Source organism: Streptomyces sp. NRRL WC-3626, assembly GCF_000718785.1.
GTDB classification, from domain to species: Bacteria; Actinomycetota; Actinomycetes; order Streptomycetales; family Streptomycetaceae; genus Streptomyces; species Streptomyces edwardsiae.
On record NZ_JOCA01000006.1, the window covers coordinates 406,080 to 427,396 of the forward strand.

General features: G+C 70.5%; 21 protein-coding genes. 12 read left to right on the forward strand and 9 right to left on the reverse strand.

The annotated features are described in order from the left end of the window. The first annotated feature begins 156 nt into the window (after positions 1–156). Together IF28_RS0112420 and IF28_RS0112425 are read left to right on the forward strand one after the other, a co-directional pair. On the forward strand, positions 157–759 hold the full coding sequence (locus IF28_RS0112420; protein ID WP_030217988.1) for an ArsR/SmtB family transcription factor: 603 nt from the start codon (positions 157–159) through the stop codon (positions 757–759). An 11-nt stretch (positions 760–770) separates the two neighbouring features. Beyond that, positions 771–959 (forward strand): hypothetical protein, encoded by a 189-nt coding sequence (locus tag IF28_RS0112425; RefSeq protein WP_030217991.1) that lies wholly within the window; start codon positions 771–773, stop codon positions 957–959. Positions 960–968: 9 nt separating this feature from the next. Here IF28_RS0112425 and IF28_RS0112430 read toward each other — a convergent pair whose 3' ends face one another. Together IF28_RS0112430 and IF28_RS0112435 are read right to left on the reverse strand one after the other, a co-directional pair. Next, positions 969–2,447: an alpha/beta hydrolase gene (locus IF28_RS0112430; protein ID WP_030217993.1), complete on the reverse strand. Its 1,479-nt coding sequence runs from the start codon at positions 2,445–2,447 to the stop codon at positions 969–971. Between the two features lie 177 nt (positions 2,448–2,624). Beyond that, positions 2,625–3,326 (reverse strand): DUF4328 domain-containing protein, encoded by a 702-nt coding sequence (locus IF28_RS0112435; protein ID WP_078621085.1) that lies wholly within the window; start codon positions 3,324–3,326, stop codon positions 2,625–2,627. 255 nt (positions 3,327–3,581) lie between these two features. On the opposite strand from IF28_RS0112435, the gene IF28_RS39175 reads away from it, so the two are divergent. The 5 genes from IF28_RS39175 to IF28_RS0112460 all read left to right on the forward strand — a co-directional run bounded on the left by IF28_RS39175 (position 3,582) and on the right by IF28_RS0112460 (position 6,870). Further along, entirely contained in the window at positions 3,582–3,881 is a 300-nt protein-coding gene (locus tag IF28_RS39175; RefSeq protein WP_158713677.1) for a hypothetical protein, read from the forward strand. A gap of 285 nt (positions 3,882–4,166) precedes the next feature. Then, a complete protein-coding gene (locus IF28_RS0112445) occupies positions 4,167–4,382 on the forward strand; it encodes a hypothetical protein (protein ID WP_030218000.1) in 216 nt (71 codons plus the stop codon). 21 nt (positions 4,383–4,403) lie between these two features. Next, positions 4,404–5,150: a DNA repair protein RecO gene (recO, locus tag IF28_RS0112450; protein ID WP_030218006.1), complete on the forward strand. Its 747-nt coding sequence runs from the start codon at positions 4,404–4,406 to the stop codon at positions 5,148–5,150. A gap of 21 nt (positions 5,151–5,171) precedes the next feature. Further along, positions 5,172–6,023: an isoprenyl transferase gene (locus IF28_RS0112455; protein ID WP_030218009.1), complete on the forward strand. Its 852-nt coding sequence runs from the start codon at positions 5,172–5,174 to the stop codon at positions 6,021–6,023. A 454-nt stretch (positions 6,024–6,477) separates the two neighbouring features. Continuing rightward, a complete protein-coding gene (locus IF28_RS0112460) occupies positions 6,478–6,870 on the forward strand; it encodes a hypothetical protein (protein ID WP_158713678.1) in 393 nt (130 codons plus the stop codon). Positions 6,871–6,949: 79 nt separating this feature from the next. On the opposite strand, the gene IF28_RS0112465 is transcribed toward IF28_RS0112460, so the two are convergent. From IF28_RS0112465 to IF28_RS0112480, 4 genes are all read right to left on the reverse strand, one after another. Then, positions 6,950–7,369 carry a Fur family transcriptional regulator gene (locus IF28_RS0112465; protein ID WP_030218014.1) on the reverse strand — a complete coding sequence of 140 codons (420 nt, stop codon included), beginning with the start codon at positions 7,367–7,369 and terminating at the stop codon, positions 6,950–6,952. A 63-nt stretch (positions 7,370–7,432) separates the two neighbouring features. Further along, positions 7,433–8,335 carry a metal ABC transporter permease gene (locus tag IF28_RS0112470; protein ID WP_030218017.1) on the reverse strand — a complete coding sequence of 301 codons (903 nt, stop codon included), beginning with the start codon at positions 8,333–8,335 and terminating at the stop codon, positions 7,433–7,435. A 5-nt stretch (positions 8,336–8,340) separates the two neighbouring features. After that, a complete protein-coding gene (locus IF28_RS0112475) occupies positions 8,341–9,111 on the reverse strand; it encodes a metal ABC transporter ATP-binding protein (protein ID WP_030218020.1) in 771 nt (256 codons plus the stop codon). A 23-nt stretch (positions 9,112–9,134) separates the two neighbouring features. Then, positions 9,135–10,121, reverse strand: a complete 987-nt coding sequence (locus tag IF28_RS0112480; protein ID WP_030218023.1) for a metal ABC transporter substrate-binding protein — start codon at positions 10,119–10,121, stop codon at positions 9,135–9,137. Positions 10,122–10,283: 162 nt separating this feature from the next. Here IF28_RS0112480 and IF28_RS0112485 point away from each other — a divergent pair, with 162 nt between their 5' ends. Continuing rightward, positions 10,284–11,666 (forward strand): glycine--tRNA ligase, encoded by a 1,383-nt coding sequence (locus IF28_RS0112485; protein WP_030218029.1) that lies wholly within the window; start codon positions 10,284–10,286, stop codon positions 11,664–11,666. 308 nt (positions 11,667–11,974) lie between these two features. Here IF28_RS0112485 and IF28_RS0112490 read toward each other — a convergent pair whose 3' ends face one another. Beyond that, positions 11,975–12,178, reverse strand: coding sequence for a hypothetical protein (locus IF28_RS0112490; protein ID WP_234325112.1), 204 nt, complete (start codon positions 12,176–12,178; stop codon positions 11,975–11,977). Positions 12,179–12,296: 118 nt separating this feature from the next. Between IF28_RS0112490 and IF28_RS0112495 the strand changes: the two genes are divergently transcribed. Continuing rightward, a complete protein-coding gene (locus tag IF28_RS0112495) occupies positions 12,297–12,764 on the forward strand; it encodes a hypothetical protein (protein WP_158713679.1) in 468 nt (155 codons plus the stop codon). On the opposite strand, the gene IF28_RS0112500 is transcribed toward IF28_RS0112495, so the two are convergent. Next, the gene (locus tag IF28_RS0112500; protein WP_030218037.1) at positions 12,765–14,210 is read right to left on the reverse strand and encodes an MFS transporter; all 1,446 of its coding nucleotides are present in this window, start codon (positions 14,208–14,210) and stop codon (positions 12,765–12,767) included. It abuts the gene before it with no gap. A 78-nt stretch (positions 14,211–14,288) separates the two neighbouring features. Here IF28_RS0112500 and dusB point away from each other — a divergent pair, with 78 nt between their 5' ends. Beyond that, positions 14,289–15,509 carry a tRNA dihydrouridine synthase DusB gene (gene dusB, locus IF28_RS0112505; RefSeq protein ID WP_406710402.1) on the forward strand — a complete coding sequence of 407 codons (1,221 nt, stop codon included), beginning with the start codon at positions 14,289–14,291 and terminating at the stop codon, positions 15,507–15,509. Here dusB and IF28_RS0112510 read toward each other — a convergent pair whose 3' ends face one another. Further along, positions 15,510–17,228, reverse strand: a complete 1,719-nt coding sequence (locus tag IF28_RS0112510) for a hypothetical protein (protein ID WP_030218043.1) — start codon at positions 17,226–17,228, stop codon at positions 15,510–15,512. 509 nt (positions 17,229–17,737) lie between these two features. On the opposite strand from IF28_RS0112510, the gene ppdK reads away from it, so the two are divergent. Continuing rightward, positions 17,738–20,458, forward strand: coding sequence for a pyruvate, phosphate dikinase (gene ppdK, locus IF28_RS0112515; protein WP_030218046.1), 2,721 nt, complete (start codon positions 17,738–17,740; stop codon positions 20,456–20,458). Positions 20,459–20,635: 177 nt separating this feature from the next. Continuing rightward, complete coding sequence (locus IF28_RS0112520) at positions 20,636–21,301, forward strand: hypothetical protein (protein WP_234325114.1); 666 nt, start codon at positions 20,636–20,638, stop codon at positions 21,299–21,301. Positions 21,302–21,317 lie beyond the last annotated feature (16 nt).

Here is a 21,317-nt window from a genome sequence, read left to right on the forward strand (position 1 = left end):
CAGGAGAGCCGTAGCGGGGGCCCTGGTTGCGTATGGGCTGAAACGTCACGCCGATGGCGTCTTCGGCAGCTCATCGGCTTACAGGGAGAACCTTGCAAAGAAGTGGATGCAAAGAAAGTGTTGCAACGGCTTCTTTGCAGCGCTACTTTTGTACGCATGGACACGCCCGGTGAGGACCAGGACCCGCAAGGCCCCGCGCTGCACAGCCTCGACGCCCGCTCGCTGCGCGGCCTCGCGCACCCCCTGCGGATGCGGCTGCTGAACGTGCTGCGGCGCAACGGCCCGGCCACCGCCTCCCAACTCGCCGCCAGACTGGGCGAGTCCAGCGGAGCCACCAGCTACCACCTGCGCCAGCTCGCGACCTACGGGTTCGTGGAGGACGCGCCGGAGCACGGCAAGGGGCGGGAGCGGTGGTGGAGGGCGGTCCACCAGGGGGTGCGGTTCGACGACGCCCTCCTCAGGGACCGCGACCCCGAGGTCCGGGGGGCCGCCGACCTGTTCCTGCACGAGGTCGCGAACCAGCACACGCAGGAGATCTCGACCTGGCTCGGCACCGGCGACGACTGGTCCGAGGACTGGCGCCGGGCCTCCGACCTGAGTGACTGGACGCTGCGCCTCACCCCGGACCTCGCGGACGAACTCATCCACAGGATGCACGACCTCGTGGAGAGCTACCGCGCCAGGACCCCCGCCCCGGGCACCCCGGGCAGCGAACAGGTACGCGTCCACACCCACGCCTTCCCCACCCGTACGGAATGAGAGGCGGCCCGATGCATCCGGAAACCCATCTCGCCCTGCACCACGCCCGCGCCGCCGACCTCCGCGCGGAGGCCGACGCCCACCGCCTCGCCGCCTCGGTCAGGCGCCCCCGCCGCCTGCGCACCCGCCTCGGCTGGACCCTGGTCGACGTCGGCCTCCGCCTGGCCGCCGCCCCCAGGACACCGGCGCTCGTGCCCTAGGGGTGCCCCCTAGCGGCAGTACACGTCCCGGGCGGGGCGCTCGCCGGTGGCCAGGTAGTGGGAGACCACGCGGTCGCCGCACTCGTTGCCGTTGGCGAGGTAGGCGTCGTGGCCGGTGGCGTCGACGGTGACCATCACCGCCCGTCGGCCGAGTGCCTCCCGCATCCGTATCGCGCCGGCGAGCGGGGTGTTGACGTCCCGCTCGTTCTGGACGAGCAGAATGTCGGACGGCCCCCGGTCGGTGATCCGCACCGGCGCCTCACGCGGCGGGAACGGCCAGGCCGCGCAGAGCATCGCGTTGCGGGGCATCCCGGCGGTGAGCGGGTACTTGGCGCGGCTCTCGGCGACGTCCTTCTCGTACCGGGCCTGGGACGTGGGCCACGCCACGTCGTTGCAGAGGGTCGCGGCGCCCACGGCGGCGACGTTCTGCAGCAGTTCTTCGGGCGGCGCCTGGGGCGCGGGCGGCACGGTGCCCTGCGCCGCGGCCCGCATCAGCCCGGCGAGCGCCGGGTAGCGGCCGGGGGAGGCGAGGCTGTCCAGCATGGTCTGGCGCAGTACGTTGCCGTTCAGCTCCTCGGGATTGGCTCCGGGCCACGGGACGGGCTCGCGGTCGAGCCGGGCGGCGAGGCGCAGGAACAGCGGGCGCACGTCGGATGCCCGGCGCGCCAAGCGATCCGGATTGCCGGGCTGCGACGCCCACGCGGCGAAGTGCGGGAAGGTGTCCTCGACCCCCTGCTCGTGGGCTGCGAGCCAGGCGCGGTTGACGCGGGCCGGGTCGGGGTTGTCGACGCTGTCCAGCACGATCCGGTCGGTGCGGTGCGGGAACAACTGCGCGTACACGGCCCCGACGTACGTCCCGTACGACACTCCCCACGCGGAGATCCTCCGCTCGCCCAGCGCGGCCCGGAGGCGGTCGATGTCGCGGGCCTCGTCTGCGGTGCTGATGTGTTCGATCAGCTCACCGCCGTGGCGTGCGCAGGCGTCGGCCATGCGCCGGGCGGTGGCCATGTTCCCGTCCACCGAGCCGTCGGGGGCGGGCCAGGGACGGAGCCTGGAGGTGGCCAGGTCGCCGTACTCCAGCCCGCAGTCGACGGGGGTGGACGGGGCGAGCCCGCGCGGCGCGAACCCGATGAGGTCGTGGGTGTCACGGACGTCCTGGGGGAGCTTCTGTCCTTTCCCGGACGGGTCGTTGAGGCTGGATCCGCCCGGCCCGCCGGCGATGAGCAGCAGAGCCCCGCGCCGGGAGTCCGGCTTCTCGGCGGGGATGCGGGAGACGGCGAGGGAGATCTGCGGCCCGTCGGGGTCGGCGTGGTCCATGGGGACCTGGAGGGTGGCGCACTCCTGGCGGGGGTCGGCGACGGTCGTGCCCGCGCAGGGTCCCCAGGCGAGGGGCGCGGGTACGGCTTGGGCGGTCAGGGGTGGGAGCAGGGCGACGAGGAGGGCGGCGGGTACGGCGGTGAGGACGGTGTTGCGCATGATCGGAGTCATGCGTACGAGCCTCGCGGCATCACGCGACGGACCACATCCGGGCAACGGCCTTATTTCTACGGGGGTTTACCGCCAGGGGTAACCGGGGGCGGACCGGGGGTGCGTTCCGTGCGCGCTGGTCGACGAGTGGCCCGACGGTGCGTGTGGACTCGAGCCGGGGAACGTCCTGGCCGACGGTCACGTCCCGTTCGGTGTCCAGTACGGGCCCTCGGTCGCCTTCCGGCGCTGCAGGGCCGTCAGTCGTACCGCGAACAGGACCGCGGCCCCCGCGGCGGCCACGTACAGGAGGTCGACCGCGAGGTACAGCGTCACGGCGTCGCTGATCTCGGTGAGCGAGTCGGCCGTGTCGAGGCGCGAGGCGGCGTACCGGCCGAGCAGGGTGTTCCCGGCGAACAGACCCCACCACAGGTTCACCGGCCACATCGGTACCCGGCGCGCCTCCCCCTCGGCCGGCAGCGGTGAGCAGGCCCCCCACATGTCGACCGCGACGCGGTACGGCAGCCACAGGTTGGCGAGGGGGACGAACCACGCACCGATCGCCCACCCCTGCCCCATGCGGAACCGGTCCGGTGCCATGAGCCCGGTGCGGCGGCGCATCAGGAAGAACCAGGTGACGAAGAGCACCGCACAGAGCAGGGTCGTGGACACCTGGACCTGACCCGCCCTCTCGTACAGGTCGTCCGCGGAGGCGAAGCTCGATGAGGTCATGTTCTCGTCAAGCACTTCGCGGAGCCGGACACCGGTGTACACGGCGAACAGGTCGCTGAGGGCTGCCGCCGCGAACGCCGCCACCACGGCGGTGAGGAGACCGCGCGAGGCGAGCGGAACGCTGCCGGGCAGCGGAGAGGGCGGGCGCGTCCCACCATCGGATCCGAGCATGACGAAGGCCCCCCACGGGCGGTAAGACGATGATCACCCGCTGAATCGCGCGCGGACGCACGGTATGCCGGACGGTGGAGGCCCGTCCAGCACAATTCGCCGTCGGACGGCGCCCGTGAACTCCGTCCGTGCGGTCGGCCCGACGGCGATCGCCGGTCCGCCGGCCACCTTGCCGCACAGCCTCCGTATGAGCCCCGGCACGACCGTGGGTTCCCATTATCGGATTCGTGTTGCCGGCCGCTCCGGTTCCGCAGCGTGCGCGAGGCAATCGGCAAAGCGCTGTACCTTGATGAGCTTGCGCCGCATCCGCTCGACATCGACGTCGGTTTTCGGCGCGCCGTCGATCCGCCGGGCCAGGTCCAATTGCGGTTTGTGGACGGCCTGTTCGATCCGGCCGATTCAGCCGCCCGGGACGAACACCCGTGTACCCGGCTCGACCTGCGCGAACCCCGCGTACTCGCGCCGGTGCTCGAGTCCCGTGCCGAAGAACTCCCATGCCGCCTGACACGAACCATTGGCCATAACCAACCCCCTTGTGCTGACCCGCACTTGTAGCGCACGCCCTCCTGCCGAGTGTAGGCGCGACGCGTCATTCCGGGGGTCCGAAGAATGAAAGAGGAAAAGCGAGGGGATCACCGTGGAGGCACGACACTCGACGCTCCGCGTCGAAGAAGCGGAGGACGTGGTGAAGGAATTGCGGGCGGCACTCGCGAAGGCCGGAATTACCCCGCCGTCACCCGGGCACGACCCGGTGAGTCCTGCGCGGGAGGTGCCCCGTCCGCTCGTCGAACCGGGCCGGTGCTCGGTGGGGACCGCGCGGCGGATCGCGGCGGTGGTGCGGTGAAGCCGCCCGTCGGCGCCCATGTCGTGGACACCCGGACCGAGCGGATCGGCGTCGTCATGGGGCATGAGGGGCCCTACGTCCAGCTGAGACCGTACGGCGGCGGCCGGGAATGGGACGCGGACCCCGGGGCCGTACGGCGGGCGACGGCGGCCGAGCGGCTGCGTGCGGCGACGGCGTACACCAATGCCCGGAGTCGCGGTGAGGTGTCGTGAACGTAGGCGACAATGGATGCCATGAGTCTGTTCCGCGACGACGGCATCGTGCTGCGCACCCAGAAGCTGGGTGAGGCGGACCGGATCATCACCCTGCTCACGCGCGGTCACGGCCGGGTACGCGCGGTGGCGAGGGGCGTGCGCCGGACGAAATCGAAGTTCGGTGCGCGTCTCGAACCGTTCTCGCACGTGGACGTGCAGTTCTTCTCCAAGGGGAGCGAGCTGATCGGCCGCGGGCTGCCCCTGTGTACGCAGAGCGAGACGATAGCGCCGTACGGTGGCGGGATCGTCACCGACTACGCGCGGTACACGGCCGGCACCGCCATGCTGGAGACCGCCGAGCGGTTCACCGACCACGAGGGCGAGCCGGCGGTGCAGCAGTATCTGCTGCTGGTCGGGGCCCTGCGCACGCTGGCGCGGGGCGAGCACGCACCGCATCTCGTGCTCGACGCCTTCCTGCTGCGGTCGCTCGCGGTGAACGGGTACGCGCCGAGTTTCACGGACTGCGCGAAGTGCGGGATGCCGGGTCCGAACCGGTTCTTCTCGGTCGCGTCCGGCGGTTCCGTCTGTGTGGACTGCCGGGTGCCCGGCAGCGTCGTACCCTCGCCGCAGGCCCTGGAACTCCTCGGAGCGCTGCTTACGGGAGACTGGGGGACCGCGGACGCGTGCGAGGCGCGGTACGTCCGGGAGGGGAGCGGGCTGGTGTCCGCGTACCTGCACTGGCATCTGGAGCGCGGGCTCCGTTCGCTCCGGTACGTCGAAAAGTAAGCACGAGGAGACGAGAGACACATGGCCGTACGCGGGTTCCTGGGGCGTCAGCGACGGGAGTACAGGACGCCGGAACCGCACCCTTCGGGCGCGCGGCCCCCGAAGATCCCCGGGGAACTGGTCCCGAAGCATGTGGCGATCGTCATGGACGGCAACGGGCGGTGGGCGAAGGAGCGGGGGCTGCCGCGCACCGAGGGGCACAAGGTCGGCGCCGAGCGGGTGCTGGACGTGCTCCAGGGCGGTGTCGAGATGGGGGTCGGCGCGATCTCGCTGTACGCCTTCTCCACCGAGAACTGGAAGCGGTCGCCGGACGAGGTGCGCTTCCTGATGAACTTCAACCGGGACTTCATCCGCAAGACGCGGGACACGCTCGACGAGCTGGGCATCGGGGTGCGGTGGGTCGGGCGGATGCCGAAGCTGTGGAAGTCGGTGGCGAAGGAGCTGCAGGTCGCCCAGGAGCAGACGAAGGACAACGACCGGCTGACGCTGTACTTCTGCATGAACTACGGCGGGCGGGCGGAGATCGCGGACGCGGCGCAGGCGCTGGCGGAGGACGTGCGGGCCGGGCGGCTCGACCCGTCGAAGGTCAACGAGAAGACGCTGCAGAGGTACATGTACTACCCGGACATGCCGGACGTGGACCTCTTCCTGAGGCCCAGCGGGGAGCAGCGCACCTCCAACTACCTCCTCTGGCAGAGCGCCTACGCCGAGATGGTCTTCCAGGACGTGCTCTGGCCCGACTTCGACCGCCGCGACCTGTGGCGGGCCTGCGTCGAGTACGCCTCCCGCGACCGCCGCTTCGGCGGCGCCGTCCCCAACGAGGAACTGGCCGCCATGGAGGCGGCGATGAGGGGCCGTACGGCGGAGTCCTGACGGCTGGCCGTCGTGGATGTGACGCCCGCTTGCCGCCAACCTCGTTGGCGGGGAGCCCTGGTGGGCGCGGGAGGCGTGAACAGGCTTGCGGGGGAAGGGAGCAGGGGGCGCCCCGGAGAGTCGGCCGGGGCCTCCCATGGTTGCCCCGGCCGACGGTCCGGGACGGTCAAATGGTCTCGATCAACGGTGACTTGTGTGATCCGGCAACCATCCGGTGCGATGTCGGATGCACCCTCCAGGTGCTTGACCGTTCATCGTTCGGCCTGGTCCGGAGCCATCTTTTGCACTCGGGGAAGAGCTGCGCAATGGTGGAAATCGAGGATCTTTTCGATGCCTGGGGGGCGGGACGGCCGGCCGAAGCCGAGTCCTCCCGGTGCGGATCCTCGTGCCCTTCCACCATCCACGCTTGGAGGCTGTCATGGCCGTTCGCTTGACAAACGCGAGGAAGAGGAACGTGTCCCGGGGTGCCGTAGCGAGCGTGTTCGCGCTGGCGCTGGCCTTCCCGGTGGCTGCGGCCACGGCAGCCTCGGCCAATCCGCAGAACCCGTCGGTGGTCCTCAGGGGAAGCGTCAGCTGCGCGAACTTCGGCCCCCAGTTCGTGCCGACCTCCCTGTCGGTCCAGTCGGTCGGAGGGGCGGCCAACAGCACGACGATCAACGCGACCACGCCCCGGGCCCTCTATTCGCAGCTGTCCCTCAACCCGGTGAGCCCGGGTGCGGGCGACAACGCGACCGCCACGCTCACGTGCACGAGCACCACGGATGGGCTGGAGGAGACCAAGGTCGTGAACTTCCAGCTGGTCCGTCCGGCGGGCATCGGCGTCACGGCGACCCTGAACATCCTTTGACCGCCACTCCTGTCGAGGCCGGTCCCGCCCCATGGACACCTGCATGGGGCGGGACCGCGTGCCTTCTTCGGCGAAGGGCTCAGCCCTTCGCCACCCCCGCGCACTCCGCGCAGGTGCCGAAGATCTCGACCGTGTGGGCCACGTTGACGTAGCCGTGTTCCGCCGCGATGGCCTCCGCCCACTTCTCCACCGCCGGGCCCTCCACCTCCACCGCCTTGCCGCAGGTGCGGCAGACCAGGTGGTGGTGGTGGTCGCCGGTGGAGCAGCGGCGGTAGACGGACTCGCCCTCGGCGGTGCGCAGGACGTCGACCTCGCCGGCGTCGGCGAGGGACTGGAGCGTGCGGTAGACCGTGGTCAGGCCGACGGAGTCGCCCTTGTGCTTGAGCATGTCGTGGAGTTCCTGCGCGCTGCGGAACTCGTCGACCTCCTGCAGGCACGCCGACACAGCGGCACGCTGCCGGGTGGCACGGCCCTTCACGGGCGGTCCTGCGGTCGTCACGGGATTGCCTCCTCACGTCGGGCCGTCTGCCGGGGCCATTGTGCCAGTCCGGGCAGCGGGGAGTCAGGCGCCGGCCGGGTCCCCCGATTCACGGCCGGCCGGAATCGCACACTCCGCGGGATCGCCGCCCGGCTGTGCGGCGGCCAGTGCCCGGGCGCGGCGGCGGGCCAGCGGGGTGGCCAGCGCGGTCAGCGCGATGAACGCGGCGATGGTCAGCAGCACGATCGTCGCACCGGGCGGGACGTCCTGGTAGTACGAGGTGACCGTGCCGCCGATGGTCACGCTCACACCGATCGCGACGGCGATGGCGAAGGTGGCGGCGAAGCTGCGGGTGAGCTGCTGGGCGGCCGCGACCGGCACCACCATGAGCGCGCTCACCAGCAGCAGGCCGACCACGCGCATCGCGACGGAGACCGTGACGGCGGCCGTGATCGCCGTGAGCAGGTTCAGGAAGCGCACCGGCAGGCCCGTGACCCGGGCGAACTCCTCGTCCTGGCTGACCGCGAACAGTTGCCGGCGCAGACCGACGGTGATCAGCACCACGAACGCGGCCAGCAGGCAGATCGCGGTCACGTCGGACTCGGACACCGTGGACAGCGAGCCGAACAGGAACGAGGAGAGGTTCGTGGTGGAGCCGCCGGGGGCGAGGTTGATGAACATGACACCGCCGGCCATACCGCCGTAGAAGAGCATCGCGAGGGCGATGTCACCGCGGGTCTTGGCGTACCAGCGGACCAGTTCCATGAAGACGGCGCCGAGGACGGAGACGAGCGTCGCCATCCACACCGGGGACCAGCTGAGCAGGAAGCCGAGGCCGACACCGGTCATGGCGACGTGGCCGATGCCGTCGCCCATGAGGGCCTGGCGGCGCTGGACGAGGTAGATGCCGACGGCGGGGGCGGTGATGCCGACCAGGACGGCGGCGAGCAGCGCCCGCTGCATGAAGGCGTAGTCGAGGATGTCCATCGGATTCAGCTCAGCAGTCCTGTGCGGATCGGTTCGGTGCCCGCGGGGGCGTGCGGGTGGACGTGGTCGTGGCCGGGCAGGGCGTGCTGGCCGACGGCCTTCGGGGGCGGGCCGTCGTGCAGGACGCAGCCGTCGCGCAGGACGACCGCCCGGTCGATCAGGGGCTCCAGGGGGCCCAGCTCGTGCAGGACGAGGAGGACCGTGGCGCCCTCGGCGACCTGGCCCTTCAGCGTCTCGGCGAGGATCCCCTGGCTGGCCAGGTCGACGCCCGCCATCGGCTCGTCCATGATCAGCAGTTCGGGTACGGCGGCGAGCGCGCGGGCGATCAGGACCCGCTGGTGCTGGCCGCCGGAGAGGGCGTCCACGGAGTCCTTGGCCCGGTCCGCCATGCCGACGAGGTCCAGGGCATGCCGTACGGCCTCGTGGTCGGCCCTGCGGAAGAGGCCGAAGCGGGTACGGGAGAGACGGCCGGAGGAGACGACCTCGGTGACCGTCGCCGGGACGCCGCCGGACGCCGTGGTGCGCTGCGGGACGTAGCCCACGCGCGCCCAGTCGCGGAACCGGTGCCGCGGGGTGCCGAACAGTTCGATCTCCCCAGCGCTGACCGGTACTTGGCCGATGACGCTGCGTACGGCCGTCGACTTGCCGGAGCCGTTGGCGCCGAGCAGGGCGACGACCTCACCGCGGCGCACGGTGAGGTCGATGCCGCGAAGGACGGGGCGGGAGCCCAGCTCGGCGCGGACGCCGCGCAGGGAGATGACGGGCTCGGTCGTCATGCCGTCCTCCGGTGGTTCGTCGGTCACTTGCTGCCCAGGGCCGTCTGCAGGGCCTTGAGGTTGGCTTCCATGACCTGGAAGTAGTCGTCGCCGCGGGAGCCGTCGGTGATGCCCTCGAGCGGGTCGAGGACGTCCGTCTTCAGTCCGGTGTCGCCGGCGAGGGTCTTGGCGGTCTTGTCGCTGACCAGGGTCTCGTAGAAGACGGTGGTGACGCCGTCGGCCTTCGCCATCTCCTGGAGTTCCTTCACACGGGCCCCGCTGGGCTCGGACTCCGGGTCCAGGCCGCTGATGGCCTCCTCGGTCAGGCCGTAGCGCTCGGCGAGGTAGCCGAAGGCGGCGTGCGTGGTGATGAAGACGTCGTTCTTCTTGTCCGCGAGGCCGGTCTTGAAGGTGCTGTCGAGCTCGCCCAGCTTCTTGACCAGGGCCTCGGTGTTCTTCTTGTAGTCGGCGGCGTGGTCCGGGTCCGCCTTCTCGAAGGCCTTGCCGACCCCCTCGGCGACCTCGGCGTACTTCACCGGGTCGAGCCAGATGTGGGGGTCCTTGCCGCCCTCGTGCTCGTGGTCGTGCCCCTCCTCCCCGTGTTCCTCCTCCTCGTGCGCGTGCTCGTCCGCGTGCCCGCCGGCCTCGGAGCCGTGCTCCTCCAGGGTGGTCAGCGTGGCCGCGTCGATCTTCGTGGTGACGGGGGACTGGCCGATGGCCTCGTCGACGGAGGGCTGCAGGCCCTTGAGGTAGAGCGCCGCGTCGGACTCCTCGAGCTGCGCGGTCTGCTTGGCGCTGATCTCCAGGTCGTGCGGCTCCTGGCCGGGCTGGGTCAGACTGGTGACGTTGACGTGCTCGCCGCCGATCTGCTCGGCGAGGAAGGCCATCGGGTAGAACGACGCGACGACGTCGAACTTGTCGGTGTTGCCCGCGGCGGCGCTGTCGGAGGAGCAGGCGGTCAGGGTGCCGAGCCCGAGGGCGGTGACCGCGGCCAGCGCGGCCGTGGATATGTAGTGTCGTCGTACGTTCATGACAGTCATTTTCAACGAAGATGGAAACCGTTGTCAACAAGCCTGGTCGGAGATCCGGAACGGGCCCCCGATTTGGCCGTGAGGCAGTCCCCGCCGGTAACCTGAGTCATTCGCTGGAAGCAATCTCGCTTCGTCGCCCGTCGTCGTAATGAAGAGAGCACCGTGGCCGCCGACAAGATCGACACCATCGTCAGCCTGAGCAAGCGCCGTGGCTTCGTTTTCCCTTGTAGTGAGATCTACGGCGGCCAGCGTGCCGCCTGGGACTACGGGCCGCTGGGTGTCGAGCTCAAGGAGAACCTCAAGCGCCAGTGGTGGCGCTACATGGTGACGTCGCGCGAGGACGTGGTCGGTATCGACTCGTCCGTGATCCTGGCCCCGGAGGTGTGGGTCGCCTCCGGTCACGTCGCCACGTTCACGGACCCGCTGACCGAGTGCACCTCCTGCCACAAGCGGTTCCGCGCGGACCACCTGGAGGAGGCGTACGAGGAGAAGAAGGGCCACGCCCCCGAGAACGGCCTCGCCGACCTCAACTGCCCCAACTGCGGCAACAAGGGCACCTTCACCGAGCCCAAGCAGTTCTCGGGTCTGCTCTCCACCCACCTCGGCCCGACCCAGGACAGCGGCTCCGTCGCCTACCTGCGGCCCGAGACCGCCCAGGGCATCTTCACCAACTTCGCCCAGGTGCAGACCACTTCGCGTCGCAAGCCGCCGTTCGGCATCGCCCAGATGGGCAAGTCCTTCCGCAACGAGATCACGCCCGGCAACTTCATCTTCCGCACCCGCGAGTTCGAGCAGATGGAGATGGAGTTCTTCGTCAAGCCGGGCGAGGACGAGGAGTGGCAGGAGTACTGGATGGAGCAGCGCTGGAACTGGTACACCGGTCTCGGCCTGCGCGAGGAGAACATGCGGTGGTTCGAGCACCCGAAGGAGAAGCTCTCCCACTACTCCAAGCGCACCGCCGACATCGAGTACCGCTTCCAGTTCGGCGGCAGCGAGTGGGGTGAGCTGGAGGGCGTCGCCAACCGCACCGACTACGACCTCGGCGCGCACTCCAAGGCCTCCGGCCAGGACCTCTCCTTCTTCGACCAGGAGGCCCAGGAGCGCTGGACGCCGTACGTCATCGAGCCGGCGGCCGGTGTCGGCCGCGCGATGCTGGCGTTCCTGCTGGACGCGTACATCGAGGACGAGGCGCCCAACGCCAAGGGCAAGATGGAGAAGCGCACGGTGCTGCGGCTGGACCACCGGCTCGCGCCGGTGAAGGTCGCGGTGCTGCCGCTGTCGCGCAACGCGGAGCTGTCGCCGAAGGCGAAGGGGCTTGCGCAGGCGCTCCGGCAGAACTGGAACATCGAGTTCGACGACGCCGGTGCGATCGGGCGGCGTTACCGCCGGCAGGACGAGATCGGTACGCCGTTCTGTGTCACCGTCGACTTCGACACGCTGGACGACAACGCGGTGACCGTGCGTGAGCGGGACACGATGAAGCAGGAGCGGGTGTCCCTGGACCAGATCGAGGGGTACCTCGCCGCACGCCTCGTCGGCGCGTAGCCGCTGGCCGCGGGGGGTACGGGGGGTGATCTCCTGTTGATCCGATGCGGTCGTCGGCCACGGTGACCGCCCAGGGGGCTCCGCCCCCCGGACCCCCCGCCCTCGCCCACCAGCCACCCGACTCGGTTGGCTGGTGGGCCGGCGTCCCCCCGGGGGCTCCGCCCCCGGACCCCCGTTCCCCCGCCTCCTTCGTTCCCGCGGGCAGTCGTGCCGCAGGGCGGCACGGGTGGGCGCGACGGCACCCCGCCAACGCCGGGCTGCGAGAACACCCCCCGGCCCCCACAAGCGCCGGGGCGTGCCGGCGGCCCTCACCGCTCCGGCGGGTCCACCGTCGCCCCGTGCGCCTCCGCCAGATGCTCCTGCGCCTTGAGCCACGGCAGGAACTGCGCGCTTCTCCGCCAGCCGCACGTGTCACATCTGATCGTCCGCTGCGCCCCGGTGCGCCGTACCCGCACGACGTGCTCCCGCCCGTCCGGGTCCAGCCGGCTGACCTTACTCGCATCGATCTCCACGACGACTCCTCCAGGCCCCTCCGACGGCACCCCTGCCCACGCCCCTGCCCACACCACCGCCCGGCACGGTACCGTTCCGCCCGTGCCCCGGGGGCCGTTCGGGAGGGGGGAGAACGAAATGGCAGACGCGATAGGGGTGTTCGTCGCCGCGATCGCACTGGCCGTATCCGTGTGGTCCGTCTTCCACCTCGCCCGCCAGACCAGAGCCGCCGCCGAACAGGCGAAGATCAGCAACGCGGTGGCCGCCGTCTCCGCGAACGACATGGCCCTGCGCGCCCTGCGCGAAGTGCACCTCCTCCTGCTCGAACGCCCCGGCTCCCGCGCGTACTTCTACGCCGGTAAACCGCTGCCCGAGCAGCCGGGACACCAGGACGAGCGCGACGCGATCACCACGATCGCCGAGCTGCTCGCGGACGTCATGAGCAGCGGCCTCGTGGTCCACGAGAAGGTGCCCGACAGCACCAGCGCCCAGCCGTGGACCGACTACTGCCGGCACACCCTGGCCGGCAGCCCGGTCATGTGCGACCTGGTGCGGGCGCACCCCGCATGGTGGCCCCCGCTCGCCCGGCTGCTCCCGCCGGGCTGATCAGGCGTGCGCTCCCGCCTCCTGCCGGATCTCCGCCGTCTCCAGCCGCTCCGCCGTCCGCTCGGCGGTGCGGTGGGCCCAGCGGCCTGACGTCAGCAGACCCACGACCAGCACCACCAGCCCGCACACGGCGAGGATCCACCACCCCGGTCGCGCCGCAGCCACGAACGCGGACGCGTACGGCGCCGACCCGACCCCCGCCGCCAGCACCGCCCCGATCACCGCGACCCCCAGCGCCTGCCCCAGCTGACGGCTGGTGGAGGCCACCGCTGACGCCACCCCCGCCTGGGCCACCGGCATGCCGGACACCGCCGTATTGGTGATCGGCGCGTTCACGAAGCCGAAGCCGATGCCGAAGAGGACGTACCCGATGAACAGTGTGACGTTCGACGTCTCGGCCTCGAAGAGGGCGAAGAGGAACCCGCTCACCGTCATCGCCCCGCCGGCGATCAGCAGCGGCAGCCGCGGCCCCCGGCTGCCGACCAGCCGCCCGGACAGCGGGGCGCACAGGAACGTCGGGACGGCCATCGGGAGCATCCACAGCCCCGCGTCCCACGCGCTCAGCCCCCGCACGTTCTGCAGATACAGCGTCGACAGGAACAGGAACCCGCCGAGCGCCGCGAACGCGCTCACCGCTATCACCGTCGCCCCGCTGAACGGCGCAGACCGGAAGAACCGCAGATCGATCAGCGGTTCGGGGCGGCGCGGCTCGTAGCGGAGGAGGGCCACCAGCGCGGCCAGGGCGACCAGGGCGAACGGCGCGAGCACCGGGAACGAGGCGTGCGGCGCCTCGATGATCGCGTACGTCAGCGAGCCGAACAGCACGATCACCAGCACCTGGCCGACCGGGTCGGGCCGGCGTGCCTTCGGTGCCCGGGACTCCGGCACGAACCGCCAGGTGAGCAGCAGTGCCGCCAGCCCCACCGGGAGGTTGATCCAGAAGATGGAGCGCCAGCCGACCGACTCCACCAGCAGCCCCCCGACCAGCGGACCCGCGGCCATCGAGATACCGACGACCGCACCCCACACACCGATCGCACGGGCCCGCTCACGCCGGTCGGTGAAGGTGTTGGTGATGATCGACATGGCGACCGGGTTCAGCATCGAGCCGCCGACCGCCTGCACCATGCGGAACACGATCAGGGAGTTCAGGTCCGGCGCGAGCGAGCACAGCACCGAGCCGAGGGTGAAGACCACCAGGCCCGTCATGAACACCCGTCTGCGGCCGATCCGGTCGGCGGTCGAGCCCGCGAGCATCAGCAGCGAGGCCAGGACGAGCGTGTACGCGTCGATGGTCCACTGCAGACCCGAGGTACTGGCGTCGAACTCCCGCTGCAGGGAGGGCAGGGCGACGTTGAGGACCGTGTTGTCGAGGCTCACGATCAGCAGGCTCATGCAGCAGATCGCGAGCACCAGCATGCGTCGGCCATGGCTGAGCTCGGGCATGGACTCCATCGTACGCGCATATCGATAGTGCGGCTAACTAATGACCGTTACACGCTCACGCTCCGGGTGCCGTCCCGCATGCGGGACAATGGGGGAATGCCCACGCCCACACCTCCCGCGGACACGACTTCGGACATGACCCCGAACACGACCCTGCGCATCGGCCCGCACGCCGTGCTGCCCCCCGTCGTGCTCGCCCCCATGGCCGGGATCACCAACGCGCCCTTCCGCACCCTGTGCCGAGAGTTCAGCGGCGGGAAGGGCCTGTTCGTCAGCGAGATGATCACCACCCGGGCGCTGGTCGAACGCAACGACAAGACCATGCAGCTGATCCGCTTCGACGAGAGCGAGAAGCCCCGCTCCATCCAGCTGTACGGCGTCGACCCCGCGACCGTCGGCAAGGCCGTCCGCATGATCGCGGAGGAGGGTCTGGCCGACCACATCGACCTCAACTTCGGCTGCCCGGTCCCCAAGGTGACCCGTAAGGGCGGCGGCTCGGCGCTGCCGTACAAGCGGAACCTGCTGCGGTCCATCCTGCGCGAGGCGGTCAGCGGGGCCGGGGAGCTGCCGGTCACGATGAAGATGCGCAAGGGCATCGACGACGACCACCTGACCTACCTGGACGCCGGCCGGATCGCCGTCGAGGAGGGGATCACCGCGATCGCGCTGCACGGCCGTACCGCCGCCCAGCACTACGGCGGCACCGCCGACTGGGACGCCATCGCCCGGCTGAAGGAGCATGTCCCGGAGATCCCGGTGCTCGGCAACGGCGACATCTGGTCCGCCGAGGACGCGCTGCGGATGGTGCGCGAGACCGGCTGCGACGGCGTGGTCGTCGGCCGGGGCTGCCTCGGCCGGCCGTGGCTGTTCGCGGACCTGGTCGCCGCCTTCGAGGGGCGCGCCGGCGCCCGTGCCGCGGGCACTGACGGATGCGGCGTACGGCCGGCCCTGCGCGAGGTCGCCGACGTCATGGTCCGGCATGCCACGCTGCTCGGGGAGTGGATCGGGGACGAGTCGCGCGGGGTGATCGACTTCCGTAAGCACGTCGCCTGGTATCTGAAGGGCTTCGCGGTCGGCTCCGAGATGCGCAAGCGGCTCGCGATCACCTCCTCGCTGGAGGAACTGCGTTCCGGGCTGGACGAGTTGGACCTCGACCAGGCCTGGCCCACCGGCGCCGACGGACCGCGCGGCCGTACGTCCGGCAACAACCGGGTGGTGCTGCCGGACGGCTGGCTGAAGGACCCGTACGACTGCGCGGGCGTCGGCGAGGAGGCGGAACTGGACACCTCCGGGGGCTGATCACTCCCCGGTGGGGTGCGGGGTGGAGCCGTAGGCGGTCAGGAAGCGGTCGCGGAACGAGCTCATCCTCCACACCGGCGCGTCCTTCGCCGGGCGCAGCCCCTCCGTCCAGTTCCAGCCGTCGATCCTCTCCAGCACCTTCGGGTCCTTGGCGACGACCGACACCGGCACGTCCCGGCTCGCGCCGTCGCCGCTGACGCGGGCGATGGGCTGGTGGTCGCCGAGGAAGACGAGGACGGTGTCGTCGGTGCCGTAGCGCTCCAGCCACTCGGTGAGGGCGGTGACCGAGTACTGGACCGACTTTCCGTACTCCCGCCGGGACTCGGTGGAGTCGGCGACCACGCCGGCGGGCTTCTTCCCCGCTTCCCGGATCGCGTCGAAGACCGAGCCGTCGCCGAGTTCGTCCCAGTCGACCATCTTCGGGATCGGCGCCCAGGGCTGGTGGCTGGAGGTGAGGATGACCTCCGACATCAGCGGCTTGTCGCGCTTCCTGCCGTGCTCCAGACGCTGGAACGCCTCCAGGGCGTACTGGTCCGGCATGGTCGACCAGCTGAACTTCGGTCCCTGGTAGCCGAGTTCGAAGGCGTCGTAGACCTTGTCGAGGCCGTACCACTTCGCCTCCGGCCAGCCCTTCTGCACGCCCGGCATGACGCCGACGGTGTCCCAGGCGCCCGTCTTCTGGAACGCCTTGGTGAGGGTGAGGTGGTCGCCCGAGGTGACCGTGCGATAGCGCTGCTGGTTGTCGATCCACAGGCCGGACAGGGCGGTGGAGTGGCCGAGCCAGCTGCTGCCGCCGTACGTCGCCGAGGTGAGCCAGCCGCTGCGGGCGTGGAAGCCGGCCTTGGCGAGCGCCGCGGTGCGGGTGTCGAGGGTGTCGATGACGCCGGGCGCGATCAGCGGGTCCTCGGTGGCGGTGCGGCCGTAGCTCTCGATGAAGGCGAAGACGACGTCCTTGCCGCGCAGGTCGGGGACGAGCCGGCCGGGGGGAGTGGCGCCGAAGGTGTCCGCCCGCGCCTCCTTCGCGAAGGCCGCCTCGTCGCGCAGGGTGGCCACCACGCGCTCCGTCTGCTCCTTCAGCGCGCCGGCCGCCTGGTCGGAGGCGACCGGCGTGCCGGAGATCTGTACGCCGAGCGCGGTGCAGGTGACCCACACGGTGCCCGCGATCAGCGCGCCCCGGGTGGCGCGGGGGCGGTGCCGGGCGAGGAGGTTGCCGAGCCGGACGGTGGCCAGCGCCATCACGGTCACGAGGAGCAGGGTGAGGACGACCGCGCCGACGGCGGCCGCGACGGCGGCCGTGGAGCCCATCGAGTCGGCGACGTACGCCTGGGCGTCGTCGAGCAGACCCCAGTCGAGTACGACGTTGAAGCCGCGGCCCAGATACTCCTTGAACCCCATGTCCAGCAGGTTCAGCACGGTCAGGACGCCGATGCCGGCACCGTACAGCGCGGCCACGACGATACGCGGGCGGCGGGGCAGGGCGATCAGCAGCACGGCGCCGATGATCGCCTCGGCCGGGATGCGGGTGAAGCCGTCGGGCCGCAGTCCGGGGGCCGCGTTCGGCATGAGGAGGGCGCCGACGACGAGGGCGGCCGCGAAGGCGTGCAGCGTCCAGCGGGCGGTCCGCACGGCGGCGGGGTGGGCGTCGCGTGCGGCGCGCAGACGTGCGCGCGGGGAGGTCAGGCGTACGCGTATGGAGGTCAGGCGTGTGAAGACAGGCAACCCTGAGGTCCCTTCCGTACCGAGCCCGGTGGGAGGCGGACCCGGCGTGGGGGTCCGGGTCCGCCGCCGTTCCGTACGGGCGGGACGAACCGTGTGTTCATCCGGCGCGGTGAAGCGTGGGTTCGACGGGTCCGCATGGTGGAACCCGGTTCGCTGTGGCAGCGTGATTCTCGCCACCCTTGATAGGGGTCGCGCTCAGATGAGCGGATCATGGGCGACTGCACTTCTCAAAGGGTGGCACTCGGTGCCATCTTTTGATCGTTCAGCGAGCGAAATCATACGTGGCGATTGTCGCTCATATGAGCGTGACAGAAGCCGTGGGAAGCGTCGGTGTGTTCAAGAAGTGAAAACATTCGGCCGTCGTGGCTTGCCAAGCTTTGACTTTCGATCCGCTGGCGGACGAGTGGTTACAGGCGCATGACGCACAAGTGGACGTACCCAGACGCCTTTGATCTGGGTACATTCCTCGCCGTCAGGGCAGCCACCGCGTCCTCGAGGAGTCGAGACCCGTGTCGGAAAACAAAGATCCCCACGTAGCGAAGTTCGTTTACGACTTCACCGAGGGCAACAAAGACCTGAAGGACCTGCTCGGCGGCAAGGGCGCCAACCTCGCCGAGATGACCAACCTGGGCCTTCCCGTCCCGCCCGGCTTCACCATCACCACCGAGGCGTGCAAGACCTACCTCGACAGCGGCGAGGAGCCGGCGGCACTGCGTGACGAGGTGAGTGCGCACCTCGACGCCCTCGAGGCCCGGATGGGCAAGAAGCTGGGCCAGGCCGACGACCCCCTCCTCGTGTCGGTCCGCTCCGGGGCGAAGTTCTCCATGCCGGGCATGATGGACACCGTCCTCAACATCGGCCTCTCCGACAAGTCCGTGCAGGGCCTCGCCCGGCAGGCCGGCGACGACCGGTTCGCGTGGGACTCCTACCGGCGCCTCATCCAGATGTTCGGCAAGACCGTCCTCGGTGTCGACGGCGACCTCTTCGAGGACGCGCTGGAGGCGGCGAAGACGGCCAAGAAGGTCACGGTCGACACCGAGCTGGAGGCCGCCGACCTCAAGAAGCTCGTCACCAGGTTCAAGAAGATCGTCAAGACCGAGGCCGGCCGGGACTTCCCGCAGGACCCGCGCGAGCAGATGGACCTCGCCATCAAGGCGGTCTTCGACTCCTGGAACGGCGACCGCGCCAAGCTCTACCGCCGCCAGGAACGCATCCCGCACGACCTCGGCACCGCCGTCAACGTCTGCTCCATGGTCTTCGGCAACCTCGGCCGGGACTCCGGCACCGGTGTCGCCTTCACCCGCGACCCCGCCTCCGGCCAGCAGGGCGTCTACGGCGACTACCTGCAGAACGCGCAGGGCGAGGACGTCGTCGCGGGCATCCGCAACACCGTGCCGCTCGCCGAGCTGGAGCAGATCGACAAGAAGTCGTACGACCAGCTGATGCAGATCATGGAGACGCTGGAGAACCACTACCTGGACCTCTGCGACATCGAGTTCACCATCGAGCGCGGTCAGCTGTGGATGCTCCAGACCCGTGTCGGCAAGCGCACGGCGGGCGCCGCCTTCCGGATCGCCACCCAGCTCGTGGACCAGGGGCTGATCGACGAGGCCGAGGCGCTGTGCCGGGTCAACGGCGCCCAGCTCGCCCAGCTGATGTTCCCCCGCTTCGACGAGGACGCGAAGGTCACCGCGGTCGGACGCGGTATCGCCGCCTCGCCGGGCGCCGCGGTCGGCAAGGCGGTCTTCGACTCGTACACCGCCGTGAAGTGGTCCCGGTCCGGCGAGAAGGTCATCCTGATCCGCCGGGAGACCAACCCCGACGACCTGGACGGCATGATCGCCGCCGAGGGCATCCTCACCTCGCGCGGCGGCAAGACCTCCCACGCGGCCGTGGTCGCGCGCGGCATGGGCAAGACCTGCGTCTGCGGTGCGGAGGAGCTGGAGGTCGACACCAAGCGCCGCCGGATGACCGTGCCCGGCGGGCAGGTCGTCGAGGAGGGCGACGTCGTCTCCATCGACGGCTCGTCCGGCAAGGTGTACCTCGGCGAGGTGCCCGTCGTGCCCTCGCCGGTCGTGGAGTACTTCGAGGGGCGGATGCACCCGGGCGCCGACGACGCCGACGAACTCGTCGAGGCCGTGCACCGGATGATGGCCTTCGCCGACCGCAAGCGCCGGCTGCGGGTGCGGGCCAACGCCGACAACGCCGAGGACGCGTTGCGGGCGCGGCGGTTCGGCGCGCAGGGGATCGGGCTGTGCCGTACCGAGCACATGTTCCTCGGCGACCGCCGCGAACTGGTCGAACGGCTGATCCTCGCCGACACGCAGACCGAGCGCGAGGAGTCCCTGAAGGCGCTGCTCCCGCTGCAGAAGCGGGACTTCGTGGAGCTCTTCGAGGCGATGGACGGCCTCCCGGTCACGGTCCGCCTGCTCGACCCGCCGCTGCACGAGTTCCTGCCCGACATCACCGAACTGTCGGTCCGGGTCGCCCTCGCCGAGTCCCGGCAGGAGCCGCACGAGAACGAACTCCGCCTGCTCCAGGCCGTGCACCGGCTGCACGAGCAGAACCCGATGCTGGGCCTGCGCGGTGTGCGCCTCGGCTTGGTCATCCCGGGCCTGTTCACCATGCAGGTGCGGGCCATCGCGGAGGCGGCCGCGGAGCGCCGGGCGGCCAAGTGCGACCCCCGCGCGGAGATCATGATCCCGCTGGTCGGCACGGTCCAGGAGCTGGAGATCGTCCGCGAGGAGGCCGACCAGGTCATCGCCGAGGTCGAGCAGGCCACCGGCACCTCGCTCAAGCTCGCCATCGGCACGATGATCGAGCTGCCGCGCGCCGCGCTGACCGCCGGCCAGATCGCGGAGGCGGCCGAGTTCTTCTCCTTCGGCACGAACGACCTCACACAGACGGTGTGGGGCTTCTCCCGCGACGACGTGGAGGCCTCCTTCTTCACGGCGTACCTGGAGAAGGGCATCTTCGGGGTGTCGCCGTTCGAGACGATCGACAAGGACGGCGTGGGCTCGCTGGTCGCCGCCGCCGCGCAGGCCGGCCGCGCCACCCGCCCCGACCTGAAACTCGGCGTCTGCGGCGAGCACGGCGGCGACCCGGAGTCCGTCCACTTCTTCCACGAGGTCGGCCTGGACTACGTCTCCTGCTCCCCGTTCCGCATCCCGGTCGCCCGTCTGGAAGCCGGCCGCGCGGCCGTCACGTCGACGGGCAGCGACCACCGGTAGGGGAGGGCACGCGAAGCCCCGGAGCCGTTGTCTGTCACCCGACCCTCACCGATCGGCAACGGCTTCGGACCACCAAGCAGAGGACGGCACCCGTGCGGGGGTGCCGTCCTCTCGCGTGTGTAAGGTCCGGGAACCGGATCAACGAAGCCGCCACGGGCGGGGAACACGGGGGACGCAGTGCCGTTTCGGATACGCAGGAGCACGATCAGACCGCTGAGCGCCATGGGCGGCTACGCCGTCGACCCGTGGAAGTCCCTGCGGCGCACGCTCGGGGTGGCGGGGTTCGGGTGCCTGACCGCACTGGTCACCGCCTACGTGTCCTACCTGGCGTTGCGGTGGGTGTGGGTGCCCATCGCCGTGGGGGTCGTGCTGGGCCTGGCGTTCGTCGTCCTGCTGATACTGCTGCACCGGGCGGCGTGGATCGGCCTGCTGTCGATCGTGCCGGCGCTGTTCATCCTCGTCGGGGCCGTCCAGTACGCGCCCGAGGCGGCGCTGGAGGCGCGCGGGGTGCGCGAGGGCGTGGTGGTCGTCGCGGACAGCGCGACCGGGAAGGACGGCAAGAACCACCGGCTCACGCTGCGGACGGCGGACGGCGAGCAACTCGAGGAACGGTTCACCTACAACGGTTCCGGGGCGCCGAGGGTGGGGGAGCGGCTCGACGTCATCCGTGACCCGGAGGGCGTGGTGCCCATGGAGCAGGCCGACGAGGTGGACGCCGCGGGCCGGCTGGGCGGCCTGGTCGCCGGGCTGGTGGCGTGGACGCTGCTGGCGGTCCTCGCCGGGTGGCGCGGGCACGTACGCCGCCGGCGGGGGAAGACCGACTCCCTGCTGCTGTCCCTGTAGAGCGGGGAGCCGGCCT

What these genes read in the sequence shown, in the direction of transcription:
- IF28_RS0112420 (WP_030217988.1), top strand. Translation starts at nt 157, where the DNA reads ATGGACACGCCCGGTGAGGACCAGGACCCGCAAGGCCCCGCGCTGCAC.
- IF28_RS0112430 (WP_030217993.1), bottom strand. Translation starts at nt 2,447, where the DNA reads ATGACTCCGATCATGCGCAACACCGTCCTCACCGCCGTACCCGCCGCC.
- IF28_RS0112425 (WP_030217991.1), top strand. Translation starts at nt 771, where the DNA reads ATGCATCCGGAAACCCATCTCGCCCTGCACCACGCCCGCGCCGCCGAC.
- IF28_RS0112495 (WP_158713679.1), top strand. Translation starts at nt 12,297, where the DNA reads ATGGCAGACGCGATAGGGGTGTTCGTCGCCGCGATCGCACTGGCCGTA.
- IF28_RS0112500 (WP_030218037.1), bottom strand. Translation starts at nt 14,210, where the DNA reads ATGCCCGAGCTCAGCCATGGCCGACGCATGCTGGTGCTCGCGATCTGC.
- IF28_RS0112455 (WP_030218009.1), top strand. Translation starts at nt 5,172, where the DNA reads ATGGCCGTACGCGGGTTCCTGGGGCGTCAGCGACGGGAGTACAGGACG.
- recO (WP_030218006.1), top strand. Translation starts at nt 4,404, where the DNA reads ATGAGTCTGTTCCGCGACGACGGCATCGTGCTGCGCACCCAGAAGCTG.
- IF28_RS0112470 (WP_030218017.1), bottom strand. Translation starts at nt 8,335, where the DNA reads ATGGACATCCTCGACTACGCCTTCATGCAGCGGGCGCTGCTCGCCGCC.
- IF28_RS0112435 (WP_078621085.1), bottom strand. Translation starts at nt 3,326, where the DNA reads ATGCTCGGATCCGATGGTGGGACGCGCCCGCCCTCTCCGCTGCCCGGC.
- IF28_RS0112475 (WP_030218020.1), bottom strand. Translation starts at nt 9,111, where the DNA reads ATGACGACCGAGCCCGTCATCTCCCTGCGCGGCGTCCGCGCCGAGCTG.
- dusB (WP_406710402.1), top strand. Translation starts at nt 14,289, where the DNA reads ATGCGGGACAATGGGGGAATGCCCACGCCCACACCTCCCGCGGACACG.
- IF28_RS0112480 (WP_030218023.1), bottom strand. Translation starts at nt 10,121, where the DNA reads ATGAACGTACGACGACACTACATATCCACGGCCGCGCTGGCCGCGGTC.